Annotated in this window: 14 protein-coding genes and 2 tRNA genes; 14 read left to right on the forward strand and 2 right to left on the reverse strand. The window is 35.2% G+C overall.

The genetic code is table 11. The features are described 5' to 3' along the window. The first annotated feature begins 126 nt into the window (after positions 1 to 126). The 9 genes from HY04AAS1_RS00495 (at position 127) to HY04AAS1_RS00535 (ending at position 8832) form a co-directional block, all read left to right on the forward strand. The gene (locus HY04AAS1_RS00495; RefSeq protein WP_012513145.1) at positions 127 to 1719 is read left to right on the forward strand and encodes an RNA-guided endonuclease TnpB family protein; all 1593 of its coding nucleotides are present in this window, start codon (positions 127 to 129) and stop codon (positions 1717 to 1719) included. Positions 1720 to 1751: 32 nt separating this feature from the next. Next, positions 1752 to 2936: a formate-dependent phosphoribosylglycinamide formyltransferase gene (gene purT, locus HY04AAS1_RS00500; protein WP_012513146.1), complete on the forward strand. Its 1185-nt coding sequence runs from the start codon at positions 1752 to 1754 to the stop codon at positions 2934 to 2936. A gap of 9 nt (positions 2937 to 2945) precedes the next feature. Beyond that, positions 2946 to 4745 (forward strand): translation elongation factor 4, encoded by a 1800-nt coding sequence (lepA, locus tag HY04AAS1_RS00505; protein WP_012513147.1) that lies wholly within the window; start codon positions 2946 to 2948, stop codon positions 4743 to 4745. Beyond that, positions 4742 to 5839, forward strand: coding sequence for a KamA family radical SAM protein (locus HY04AAS1_RS00510; protein ID WP_012513148.1), 1098 nt, complete (start codon positions 4742 to 4744; stop codon positions 5837 to 5839). Before lepA ends, HY04AAS1_RS00510 begins: the two co-directional genes overlap by 4 nt. Before the next feature lie 157 nt (positions 5840 to 5996). Then, entirely contained in the window at positions 5997 to 6338 is a 342-nt protein-coding gene (locus HY04AAS1_RS00515; RefSeq protein ID WP_012513149.1) for a DUF2173 family protein, read from the forward strand. Between the two features lie 11 nt (positions 6339 to 6349). Then, positions 6350 to 6673, forward strand: a complete 324-nt coding sequence (locus tag HY04AAS1_RS00520) for a DUF2173 family protein (RefSeq protein ID WP_012513150.1) — start codon at positions 6350 to 6352, stop codon at positions 6671 to 6673. A 58-nt stretch (positions 6674 to 6731) separates the two neighbouring features. Next, on the forward strand, positions 6732 to 7118 hold the full coding sequence (locus tag HY04AAS1_RS00525) for an SCP2 sterol-binding domain-containing protein (protein WP_012513151.1): 387 nt from the start codon (positions 6732 to 6734) through the stop codon (positions 7116 to 7118). A gap of 8 nt (positions 7119 to 7126) precedes the next feature. After that, positions 7127 to 8686 (forward strand): sigma-54-dependent Fis family transcriptional regulator, encoded by a 1560-nt coding sequence (locus HY04AAS1_RS00530; protein ID WP_012513152.1) that lies wholly within the window; start codon positions 7127 to 7129, stop codon positions 8684 to 8686. A 73-nt stretch (positions 8687 to 8759) separates the two neighbouring features. Then, a tRNA-Pro gene (locus HY04AAS1_RS00535) sits at positions 8760 to 8832 on the forward strand. Here HY04AAS1_RS00535 and lpxB read toward each other — a convergent pair. Beyond that, positions 8824 to 9891 carry a lipid-A-disaccharide synthase gene (lpxB, locus tag HY04AAS1_RS08330; protein WP_012513153.1) on the reverse strand — a complete coding sequence of 356 codons (1068 nt, stop codon included), beginning with the start codon at positions 9889 to 9891 and terminating at the stop codon, positions 8824 to 8826. The two genes, HY04AAS1_RS00535 and lpxB, sit on opposite strands and share 9 nt — an antisense overlap. Then, positions 9884 to 10285, reverse strand: a complete 402-nt coding sequence (locus tag HY04AAS1_RS00545) for a hypothetical protein (RefSeq protein ID WP_012513154.1) — start codon at positions 10283 to 10285, stop codon at positions 9884 to 9886. The genes lpxB and HY04AAS1_RS00545 overlap by 8 nt, the downstream gene beginning before the upstream one ends. Before the next feature lie 30 nt (positions 10286 to 10315). Between HY04AAS1_RS00545 and HY04AAS1_RS00550 the strand changes: the two genes are divergently transcribed. The 5 genes from HY04AAS1_RS00550 to rplU all read left to right on the forward strand — a co-directional run bounded on the left by HY04AAS1_RS00550 (position 10316) and on the right by rplU (position 12558). Then, the gene (locus HY04AAS1_RS00550) at positions 10316 to 11275 is read left to right on the forward strand and encodes a sodium/calcium exchanger membrane protein (RefSeq protein ID WP_012513155.1); all 960 of its coding nucleotides are present in this window, start codon (positions 10316 to 10318) and stop codon (positions 11273 to 11275) included. Then, on the forward strand, positions 11272 to 11580 hold the full coding sequence (locus HY04AAS1_RS00555; RefSeq protein ID WP_012513156.1) for an HU family DNA-binding protein: 309 nt from the start codon (positions 11272 to 11274) through the stop codon (positions 11578 to 11580). The genes HY04AAS1_RS00550 and HY04AAS1_RS00555 overlap by 4 nt, the downstream gene beginning before the upstream one ends. Then, positions 11581 to 11653: transfer RNA gene (locus HY04AAS1_RS00560), tRNA-Pro, on the forward strand. Between the two features lie 48 nt (positions 11654 to 11701). Next, positions 11702 to 12199 (forward strand): GspH/FimT family pseudopilin, encoded by a 498-nt coding sequence (locus HY04AAS1_RS00565; protein ID WP_012513157.1) that lies wholly within the window; start codon positions 11702 to 11704, stop codon positions 12197 to 12199. Positions 12200 to 12267: 68 nt separating this feature from the next. Beyond that, the gene (gene rplU / locus HY04AAS1_RS00570) at positions 12268 to 12558 is read left to right on the forward strand and encodes a 50S ribosomal protein L21 (protein ID WP_012513158.1); all 291 of its coding nucleotides are present in this window, start codon (positions 12268 to 12270) and stop codon (positions 12556 to 12558) included. Positions 12559 to 12560 lie beyond the last annotated feature (2 nt).

Here is a 12560-nt window from a genome sequence, read left to right on the forward strand (position 1 = left end):
TTTCCTTCTTTTTTCTACTATTTTGTGCTTGAAAAAATTAGAATTTATACTATATTTAAAGTATGTATAAGATAAGAAAATTTTCTAAGCTTACAGGTATATATATAACTACATTGAGAAAGTGGGATGAAAAAGAATAACAAACAATCTCTAGTTCAAAATACCGAGTTAAGAACCTTTTCTATAAGAATAAAGTCTGACAAGTTAGAAAAGAAACTAAAAAATATCTTATTTACTTATAAACACTTTGAAAACATATTGCTAATACTTATAAACCAAAACTACAATCTATATAAAGATGGTAAAGATACAAATGATTTTAACTTACTTACTTCTCCACAGCTTATGAGAAACGCTTTGTATGATTACAACTCTAAACATTCAGCTCAGATAGAGTATCTCAAGAACAAATATAAGGACAATCAACTTTGGAATGAATTAAAAGAAACTGCTAAGAAATTGAAATCACATAACTTAACTCATATCATCAAGAGAGTAAAAGCAAGTTTTAATACCTACTTTACTAGTTTAGAGTTATATAAACAAAATCCAAGTTTATTTCAAGGAATGCCTAAGCCTCCTAAACCAAAAAAGCTTTCTAAACTAACAAACTATGCAGTAGAATTAGATAAATACTGTTCTTTATCTTTTGCACGATTAGAGAAGGAAAATTTAGTAGGTATTAATTTGTCTGACCGCATGGTTTATATACATGTGGATAAAGAGCAGGTTAAAAAGCTAACAGACATAAACAAGTTATACTCAGCAAGAGTTGTGTATGATAATGGAGATTTGTATTTGCAAATTAGTTATTTGAAAGAATTAAATAAAACAGAAAAGGATAAAATCAAATATGCAGGCATAGATATAGGCATAAATAATCTGATAACAGTGTTTATAGACGACAAAAGTACTCCATCACTAATAGTGGATGGCAAGCCCTTTAAACATTACAATGCAAAGTTTAATAGACTTGTAGCTAAGCTTAATGAATCAAAATCTAAAGAGGTATTAGAATGGGGTGTATCAAAAACAGGGACAAAATATCCTGTTAAATATACAGAGAAAGGTAAGAGAATTGGTAAATTTATTTCGTTCTTATACTCAAAAAGAAATAGGTTTTTTACAGATCAATTTCATAAAATGGCTAAACGTGTAGTTGAGTATTTACATCTACATGGAGTATCAGAACTTTTTATATCCAAAAACTTAGCACAGCTAAAGAGCAATGGAGAATGTGAACTAAGCAAAGCTGTAAAACAAAACTTCATTCAAATACCATTTGTGAAACTTTTAAAATACATAGAGTACAAAGCACAAGAATATGGAATAAAAGTAAGTTATATAGATGAAAAATACACATCTAAAGCAAGCTGTATAAGTGATGATGTAGAAAGTATTCAAGATAATCCTGACTTGACTAATGCTTTCAAAGGAAAGCGTGTTAAGAGGGGTTTATTCTTGGATACTGTTATAAACAAAGTATTCAATGCTGATATTAACGCTGCAGTAAACCATATCAAAATAGGTACTGGTAAATGTTTTGTTTGGTTAAAAGACAAACTATTTAAGCTCTGTAATCCCATTAAAATCAAAAGCGACTACGAATTCTGTAGACTGCTAAAAAGTCTATGGAATAGTGTGGGGAATAAGTCCGTGTCATTTGGCACAGAGGCGTTGCAATCTAACAGATTGGTAAAAAATTTCAGTTTTTGTTAGGTGTAAGTCGACGGATGTGATAAAATATAATTATGATAGGCACCCCATTGTCTTACAACACTACAAAAATATTGCTTCTTGGTTCAGGTGAACTTGGTAAAGAGTTTGCTATAGAAGCTGTAAGGCTTGGTATAGAGCTTGTGGCGGTGGATTCATATCAGCACGCTCCAGCCCAACAAGTAGCCCAAAGATACTACGTTATAGATATGAAGAATAAAGAGCTTTTAAAGAGTATAGCCTATAGGGAAGCCCCCGATTTTATAGTTCCTGAGATAGAAGCTATAAATACAGATGCCCTTATAGAGTTAGAGCAAGAAGGTTTTAATATAGTGCCCTGTGCTAAAGCTGTAAAATATACGATGAACCGTATAGCCATAAGGCGATTTGCTGCTGAAGAGCTAGGACTTCCTACTTCTAAGTATAAATTTGTAAATACGTTTGAAGAGTTAAAACAAGCTGCCAAAGAACTTGGTTATCCAGTGGTGGTAAAACCGGTTATGAGTTCTTCAGGTAAGGGTCAGTCTATAGTTTATAAAGAACAAGATTTAGAAAAAGCTTTTTATATAGCAAGAGAAAAGGCAAGAGGTGATTCAAAAGAACTTATCGTAGAGGAGTTTATAGATTTTGATTATGAAATTACGATGCTCACAGTAAGAACAAAAAATCAAGGGATTTTGTTTTGCCCGCCCATAGGTCATATACAAGTAGAAGGTGATTATTATGAAAGCTGGCAACCTCATCCAATGGATGATAAGCTTTTACAAAAAGCCCAAAATATAGCAAGAACCGTTGTAGAAGGACTTGGTGGGTATGGTATATTTGGATGTGAGCTTTTTGTAAGAAAAGATGAGGTTATATTCAACGAAATATCTCCAAGACCCCACGATACTGGTATGGTGACGATGATCTCTCAAAATATGTCTGAGTTTGAGATACATCTAAGAGCAATACTTGGACTCCCTATACATATTGAGCTTTTAGGAGCCGGAGCCTCTTATTGTTTTCATGCAAAAACAGATGGTATAATACCAGCTTACGACAATCTTGAAGAGGCTTTATCTATACCAAACACAAAGCTAAGGATCTTTGGAAAGCCCATCACAAGACCAAAAAGACGTATGGGAGTGGCTTTGGCGTTGGCAGAGGACATAGAAAAAGCCCGTCAAAACGCTAAAAAAGTTGCTAATGCAGTAAGAATTTTGGAAGAGAGTATTTAGTATAATCCGATGGAAAACATAAGAAACTTCTCGATAATAGCCCATGTAGACCATGGCAAATCTACATTGGCCGATAGGCTTATAGAGTTTTGCGGAGCTATCACAGATAGAGAAAAAAAAGATCAAATGCTTGATACTCTTGATATAGAAAGAGAAAGAGGCATCACGATAAAACTCCAAGCTGTGAAGATAAACTATCACAGCAAGATACAAAACAAAGACTTTACATTGCATCTTATAGACACACCAGGGCACGTAGATTTTTCTTACGAAGTATCAAGATCTTTAGCAGCTTGCGAAGGGGCTTTGCTCTTAATAGATGCCTCACAAGGTATAGAAGCCCAAACTGTGGCAAATTTTTGGAAAGCCGTCGAGCAAAACCTAGTTATAATACCTGTAATAAACAAAATAGACCTACCAGCAGCAGACCCAGATCGTATAAAACTTCAAATAAGAGATATACTTGGCCTTGACCCAGATGAGGCTATACTTGCTTCTGCAAAAGAAGGTATAGGGATAGAAGAGATTTTAGAGGCTATCACAAAGAGGATACCACCACCAAAAGGAGATGAAAATGCACCTTTAAAAGCTCTCATATTTGATTCTTATTATGATCCTTATAGAGGTGCTGTGGCTTTTGTTAGAATATTTGATGGGTCTTTGAAAGTAGGTGATAGGATAAAGCTATTTTCTACCGGCAAGGAGTTTGAAGTTACTGAGGTTGGTGCCCAGACGCCAAAAATGACAAAGCTTCCTATACTAAAAGCCGGAGACGTTGGGTATATAGCAGCTTCTATAAAAGATGTAAGAGATATAAGAGTTGGCGATACTATCACATTAAAATCAAACCCCACCAAAGAAGCAATCCCTGGTTTTAAAACTGCTAAGCCTATGGTTTTTGCCGGGCTTTACCCCACCGAGGATTCAGACTTTGAAGAGCTAAGAGATGCTTTAGAAAAATACTCTATAAACGACGCAGCTATCACTTACGAACCAGAAACATCCCCTGCTATAGGTATGGGTTTTAGATGTGGGTTTTTGGGGCTTTTACACATGGAAATAGTCCAAGAAAGACTTTCAAGAGAGTACAACATAGATGTTATCACCACTGCTCCAAGCGTTGTTTATAGGTTAAAGCTTAAAAATAGATCTGATATCTTAGAGGTCAAAAGCTCAAACGATATACCAGACAACTTTGGCCTTATAGAGTATATAGAAGAACCATACGTATTGGCCACCATCATTACACCCAAAGACTATGTAGGAAATATAATAAATATATGCCAAGATAAAAGGGGTATACAGGTAAAATTTTCTTACCTTGATCAAAACACAGCGTTGCTTGAGTATGAGATGCCACTTCAAGAGATCATAGTGGATTTTCACGATAAGATAAAATCTGCTTCCAAAGGATATGCATCTTTTGATTATGAGTTTTTAGGATATAAAGAATCTGATTTGGTAAAACTAACTATCATGATAAACAAAGAACCAGTGGATGCTCTGTCGTTTTTGGTGCACAAAGATAAAGCTTACAGAAAAGCAAGGGCTTTGGTGGAGCAACTAAAAGAGACTATACCAAGACAGCTTTTTGAAATAAACGTCCAAGCGGCTATAGGTAGTAAAATTATAGCTTCAGAGCGTATACCCCCAATGAGAGCAAACGTTACTGCAAAGTGCTATGGTGGTGATATATCAAGAAAAAGAAAGCTCTTAGAAAAGCAAAAAGAAGGTAAAAAACGCATGAAGCAGTTTGGCAAGGTATCTTTGCCTCAAGAGGCGTTTTTAAGCGTTTTAAAAGCCCAATGATAAAAACAACTGACAAGTCAAAGTGGAATGATTGGCGTTGGCAACTTCAAAACCGTATAACCACTTTAGAAGAATTATCAAAATATATAGAGCTAACTAACGAAGAGATTAAGTTTTTTGATGCTGTTGCAGAAGAATATCCTTTTGCCGTGACCCCTTATTATCTATCGCTTGTAAAAAATCCCAAAGATAAAAAAGATCCCATAAGGCTTCAAATAGTCCCAAGCCCTCTTGAAATAGATGAGAACGCCCAACAAAACTCACATCCAAACGCTTTAAACGAAGAAACTTTTATAAAAGGTCTTACTCATAGATACGAAGATAGGGCTCTTATAAGTGTAACCTCTTACTGCGGTGTTTATTGTAGGCATTGTATGAGAAAGCGCATTTTCAAAGAGGGTACTCATGCCGCTCCCAAAGAGCTTTTAGATGTTTATTTTGATTATATTAAAAACCATAAAACCATAAAAGATGTTTTAATATCAGGCGGAGACCCTCTTACTCTTGATAACGAAAGACTAAAATACATCCTTAATAACCTATCTTCTATAGAGCATCTTGAAGTGATAAGGATAGGCTCAAGGGTACCGGTGACACTTCCCCAGCGCCTTTACGATGAGGAGCTTCTTGATATACTATCGAGATATGACAAGCTTTGGATAAATACACACTTTAACCATCCAAACGAAATCACAGAAGATGCCAAAGTAGCTATAAGAAATCTGCTAAAGGCTGGTGTGCCAGTAAACAATCAAGCTGTACTTTTAAAAGGTGTAAACGATGACAAAGAAACGATGCTTGAACTAATGAGGAAACTCTTAAGCATAAAGGTAAAACCTCAGTACCTTTTCCACTGTGACCCCATCACAGGCACAATTCATTTTAGGACCTCCATAGAAAAAGGCTTAGAGATAATGGATTATATGAGAGGAAGGCTAAGCGGGTTTGGTATACCCACTTACGCTATAGATTTACCTGGTGGTAAGGGTAAAGTTCCACTTATCCCAAGTTATTTTAAAAAGCTTGAAGACGGCTTATATGAGTTTATAGCTTTTGATAAAACAAAAGTTATAATAGAAGAAACACTTAAATAACATCTATTGCAACATTGATGCAACATTGATGCAACATGAAACATCAGCATTTTTTAAAGTCATTAGAATATCAATGGTTTACTATTAAAAGTTTATTACATTATGATGGCACGATATTTGCCATATAAATAGTATCAAACGTTAGGAGGTGTGGCTTATGGCTACAGTTAGCAAGCTAAAAGAGCTCATGACTCTCCCGGGTGCTGTGGCAGCGGGCGAGTTTACAGACGATGGTAGGTTGGTAGCCTACTACGGGGATATAGATGAGAAATCTGCCGAAATTGCAGCTATGATGTGTGCTGCCAACAAGCTTATGGGTAATATGCAGGCTAAAGGCTGGAGCACTTACACTGGCAAAGGCGGTTTTTATCCAGTAGAGGGCTTTGCGGTGGCTGGTGGTAAGTATGTAGCTTGTATTTTCGGCAACGTAGGTGTGTTTTTGGAACTTTCAAAAGCTGATTTTGACAAGACCTTTGAAGTACTATCAAAATATATTTAAGGAGGTGCAGTATGGCAAACCTTGATCAACTTTTAAGCATAAAAGGTGTATGGGCAGCTGGTGAGTTTTCTCAGGATGGTAAACTCTTGGCTTACAAAGGCAACATAAGTGAAGAAGAAGCTGCTATGGCCGCCATGATGTGTGCTGCCAATATGATGATGGCTGAGATGCAAACCCAAGGTTACACAGCCATGTCTGGTAAAGAGTGGACTCCTCTTGTAGGCTTTGCTCTTACTGGTCCAAAGTACTCTGTTTGCGTTGTAAAAGGTGTTGGTGTTTTTGTAAACAACGACGAAGTTTCTTTTAACGAAGTGTTCAAAGCTCTTTCTTCCTAAGGTTTATGGTGTTACTGGGGGTGGGGAGCCCCCACATTTTTTGTTTAGGAGTGGAATTATGTATAAATTTTTATCTTATGATTTTATAAAAGCTTACAAAGATCAATGGAACAAAAACGAGAAACTTAAAAATGATCTTAAAAACTTCTCTGCTAAGCTAAAATATTATATAATCTCTAAAGAGAATGAAGCGGTAGAGCTTATAATAAAAAATGGAGAGGCTATAAGCTGTGGAATGGCAGACGGTAAAGATTACGATTTTGAAATGTGGGCTACATTGGAAGACTGGAAATCGCTTGCTACAGGGCAAATGGGACCAAAAGCTGCCATGCTTACAAAGAAGTTAAAGTTTAAGGGTTCTATGATAACAGCTATGAAATATATGGGAGCTTTTGAGGAGAGCTTGAGGATGATGGGTAGCGTACCTGTGGATTGGAATGCTTGATATGTTTTATGGATTTTAGTATACTCGATGAGCTTCTTGACGGGGTTTTGGTAATAGGCTTAGACTATAAGATAGTTTATGCCAACGATTCTGCTAAAAAGCTTCTTGACGTAAAAGAAAACGATTTTTGTAAAGGACTTTTTAGTATATGTAATTCTTGTCCCTTAAAGCTTGTTTTGGAAGAGAGAGAAAGCGTGCAGGTTTACGATATAAAAACCAACACAGATGTTCATGCTTGTTGGAGTATGAGCCCTCTTTTTAATGGTGATAAATGCGAGGGGGTAGTGGAGGTCTTTAAAGATGTAAGCAACGTAGTTTCTTGTATATTAGAATCTCAAAGACAAAAAACCTACAAAGAAACAATTTTAAACTCTATAGTAGAGGCAATACTTGTTTTGGATGAAAACGGTTATATAGTAGAGCACAACAATATAGCCAAAAAAATGCTTTGTAGAACCAGCGAAGAATCTTTGATAGGAAGGCATATAAAAGAGCTTGTGAATCTGAGTTTAGAAGAGTTTCCTCCACAAGGAGAAAGAACAGATGTATACATAGAAACTCCGTGTGGTAGGCAAAAAGCATCAACGCTTGTATCCCCTATGAATCTTGGTTTTGGTTATGTGGTATCTTTTTATGTGATCCAGCAAGATAATATGTCTTTTTGCGATAAACTAGATTACATTTTTACCAAAAGCCCAACATTTCAAAAAGTACTTGATTTAGTGAAATCTTGTTCAGAGCACAATGTAAACGTGCTTATAGAAGGAGAAACCGGCATAGGCAAAAGCCTTTTGGCAAAATACATACATCTTTTGTCCCCAAGAAGAGATGCTCCTTTTGTTAAAGTAAACTGTGCTGCTATACCAGAGAACCTCTTGGAGGCAGAGCTTTTTGGATACGTAAAAGGAGCTTTTACAGGGGCCACAAAAGATAAACCCGGTAAAGCGGAGATAGCTGATGGCGGAACTTTGTTTTTGGATGAGATAGGGGATATGCCACTGAGCTTACAGGCAAAAATTCTCCACCTTGTGGAAGAAAAAGAATTTGAAAGGCTTGGCTCAAACACCCCTAGAAAGACAAATACAAGGATTATAGCTTCCACCAACAAAGACATAAAAGAGCTTATGAGACAAGGACGTTTTAGAGAAGATCTTTATTACAGGTTAAGTGTTGTGAACATATATCTACCCCCTCTTAGAGAAAGAAAAGAAGATATACCGCTTTTAATAAATAATTTTATAGAAAAATATTCAAAACTCTATTCAAAAAGGGTAAAATCAATATCTGGTGATGCTATAAAAATGCTCCTTGGTTATGATTTTCCAGGTAACATCAGAGAATTAGAGCATATTATAGAAAAGGCTGTAATAACATGTAGAGGTAGCATAATAAATATCGAAGATATAAGTTTAGATTTTCAAAGCAACAACCATAAACAGCAAGAAGAAAAAGAAAGGATAAAGGCTGTCTTAGAAAAGGTAAATTACAACAAGAGTTTGGCGGCAAAAATGCTTGGTATACACCGTACCACTCTTTGGAGAAAGTTAAAAGAGCTTGGTATTGGCTAATAGAGTGCTATATTATAAAAATTTATAAAAACCCCTTTACAAAATTAAAAGTTGTGCTATAATGTATATACTACGGGGTGTGGCTCAGGTGGTAGAGCGTCGGCTTTGGGAGCCGAATGTCGCAGGTTCGAGTCCTGCTACCCCGATTTTAAAATATACTCTATAAAATCTGCTATTCTTTGTGTAGCATTTTCTGGGCCAAGTTTTTCTCTTAAAAAAGAAAGGTTTTCTCTCATAGCGTTTACCTTTGAAGTGTTTTCTAAATAAGAGCTTACAACATTTATAATATCTTCTTTTGATGGTTGTATGAGCTCTGGTATTATCTCTTTATCCATTATTATGTTTGGAAGACCTATATATTTTGATTTTACAAGGCGTTTTGCTATTTGAAGCGTTATTGGGTTTAATCTATAAAATATTATATGAGGAAGTCCTAAAAGTGATGCTTCTAAAGAAGCTGTCCCAGAGGCTATTATGCCAAACTTTGCCCTTCTCATCACATCCAAAGAACTTTCTTTTGTGGTTTCTATATATTCTTTTTTGTATATTGGATAATCTACCGTGCTTGCCAGAGGTATTAGGCTTTTCATATGAAAAGTTTTATAAATATAATAAGATAGCTCTTCTAAAAGCCCAATATGTCTTTTAAACTCAGAGTTTCTAGAACCTGGGAGCATTGCTATTATATTTTCTTTTTGTATACTTGAGGGTTTTATAATATCAAGAAGAGGATGACCAAAATAGTGGACGTTAAAGTGCTCGTTTTCATATGGTTTATATATATCAAGCTCAAAAGGAAGTATAACGATAAGATGTCTTACATACTTTACAATCTCTTTTATCCTTTGGGGTTTCCAAGCCCATACCTGAGGAGATATAAAATATATTATATGGTTGTGTTTTATGTTTTTCATAAGACGGAAGTTAAACCCAGGAGCATCGCAAAGTATCACCCATCTTGAGTTGTTGGCTTTTTCTAAAGCAAGATTTAATATCTTTCTTATCTTAAAAACCTTTGGAAGGACTTCTATTATGCCCACCAAATTTAAATCTTTTATGTTGGCTATAGGTTTTACTCCAAGCTCTTCCATGCGTGTGTCTGTTATACCTGATATGTTTAGATGCTTATCTTTTAAATGTTTTAATATATTTACTACATAGTTAGCGGCTGATAAATCCCCTATCGATAAAAATAAATCATCCACTTTTTAAAGTGATTTTAAACTTATCTTTTTTCTCTATTATAGCTTTGATGTTGTCTACATCTATAAAGCATCTGTAAGAGATTTCTATTTTTGCGTTTGATCTTATGTTTACGTATCTTTCTGCAGTTATATTTTCTATTGAGTTTATAAATGTGCTTTTTAGATAAACTCCGTCGTGGTGTTCCAATATTTCTGTTTTTACATCGTAGTAGTTGTTTTGTTCTACGGCCTCATCCCAAAGGTTTTTGTCAAGTTCTTTTTCAAAAGAGTATCCAAACTCCAAATCGTCTTCATCTATGTTTTCAATTTCTTCTTTTATAATAGGCTCGATATAAGCTTTGAAGTCCAAAAGCTTTCTTAGGTCTTTGGTCTTATAAGCTTCATCTATGGGCATATATATATTATAGCATAGTATAATATTTGCATGGATTTTATCCTTATAGCTGTTTACATGATTTTAATATATGTATTGGCGGAAGTGATTGTAAATGCTATAGATGTTTTGTCTCACGAGTTAAACATTCCAGAGGGTATTAGCTCCTCTGTGATAGCGTCTTTGGTGACTACGTTGCCGGAGTTTTTGGTGCCACTTATATCTTTTCTAAAAGGCTCTGTTGATACCACCCATATTGGTATAGGTTCTATATTTGGTGGGCCTATGTTTCTTAGTATGTTTGGTTTTGGTTTTATGCTTTTAGTGATAGAAGCCAAATATAAGAGATTTAAAGACTTGTACGACTTGGCAAATATACTATTTTTCTTGTTTGCTTTTAACACGGCCTTATTGATAAATTTTTTACCTGTTAAAAAGCCTTTTGTGTTGTTGTTTTTGACAATCTATGCGTACTTTGTATATATTCAGTTTAAAAGCCGCAGAACTAAAGATGAAGAAGAGAATGAAAAACTTTTTTTCTCTATTTTTTCCTCTAAACTTGGGATAAAAGGTTATATCAAGATCCTTGCCGTAGTTCAGGGTTTGTTGGTGATTTTTACGCTTCCTTTTGTAATAGATGGGCTTGTGCTAAGTATAGAAGGTGTATCTCATCTTCTTGGATGGGATGCTTACAAAAGTGCTTTGGTGTTTTCTCCCCTTGCCACAGAACTTCCAGAACTTTCAAACGCTTTTATCTGGGCTAGAAAAGGAAAGTTAAAGTCGTCTATAGGCAATATCGTAGGGTCTTTGGTTTTTCAATCTTGTATGCCGGTGAGCTTGGGACTTTGGTTTACCGATTGGCGTATACCAAATATGCTTATGGTGGGGGGATTCTTTAGTATTTTGAGTACTTTGATATTTTCTCTTAGCATATCAAAAGCCATAAACCTTAGAATTGGTATCATATTTATAATTTTCATAATTGTGTTATACTTTTTATATATATTATGAGAAAGAAAGATTTGTTGGATCAAGTTATGATAAAGTTGCAAAAACAAAATACTAAACTAAAGAAAAGAGATGTATCTCGTATAATAAATATGTTTTTAAATGCGTTAGAAGATGCTATCATATCAAAAAAGGAAAATAAAATTCAGCTTTCTGGTTTTGGTACTTTTTATATAAAAGAAAGAAAACCCCGTATAGGAAGAAATCCAAAGACTGGTGATTTGTATAAGATTCCCCCAAGATACAACCTCACGTTCAAACCAAGCCAAAATTTTGTGTTGCAAGTAAACCACAAGAAAAAAGTCTAACGGAATGTGGCGCAGGTGGTAGCGCACTGGCATGGGGGGCCAGGGGTCCCGGGTTCGAGTCCCGGCATTCCGATTTTAATTTTTTATTTTTTTTACGATATAATATTTATACGGTGATTTAATGAAAAGTGTCAAAAAATTAAGCAAAGCTTTTTCTATAGTTGAGCTTCTTGTGGTGATAGCCATACTTGCCATCTTGACATATATATTTGTGGGACCTAGTATGAGGTGGTATCATCAATACAAACTCTATTCTGAAGGTCAGAGGCTACATTCTCTTGTTATGGAAGCAAAAACCTATGCAATATCAAACTCGGTTTATGTTTCTTTGTGCAACAGCACTGGTTCTTCTTTAACTATTTATAATTTGGGACTTTATCCAAACTCCTCTTGTGGCGGTAATATTGTAGAGTCTTATACTTTACCCTCTTACGAGGCTTCTTATCTTAGCTATACAGGAAATCCGGGTTATATATCCTTTGATTCAAGGGGTGTGAGCGCTCAAAATGGAAATGTATGTGTTTATGATTCTTATATAAACCAGTACTATATGATATGTGTTTCTTATGTCGGCATAAGAGATACATCTGGCACTGGCATATGCCCAACTAACTGCTAAATATCATAGATTTTTAGTATTTTACTTGTTATAATTATCAATCTTAAATTAAAGAGAGGTTAGTGATTATGTATGCTGTTATAGAAACAGGGTCTAAACAGTACTTAGTTAAAGAAGGCGATGTTTTAAAAGTGGAAAAGCTTCCTTTTGGAGAAAATGAGGAGATAGAACTTCCGGCTTTAAACATAGTAAAAGATGGCACTGTTAAGTTTGGTGGTAAGGTAAAGGCTAAAGTTCTATCTACTGCTAAAGATAAGAAGGTGCTTATTTTCAAGCATCTTCCAAAAAAACATTCTAAGAAGTTAAGAGGGCATAGGCAGTTTTATACAAAAATCTCTATACTATCTATAGGAGAGTAAGT

The sequence above is a fragment of the Hydrogenobaculum sp. Y04AAS1 genome, assembly GCF_000020785.1.
In the GTDB taxonomy this organism is placed as follows: Bacteria; Aquificota; Aquificia; order Aquificales; family Aquificaceae; genus Hydrogenobaculum.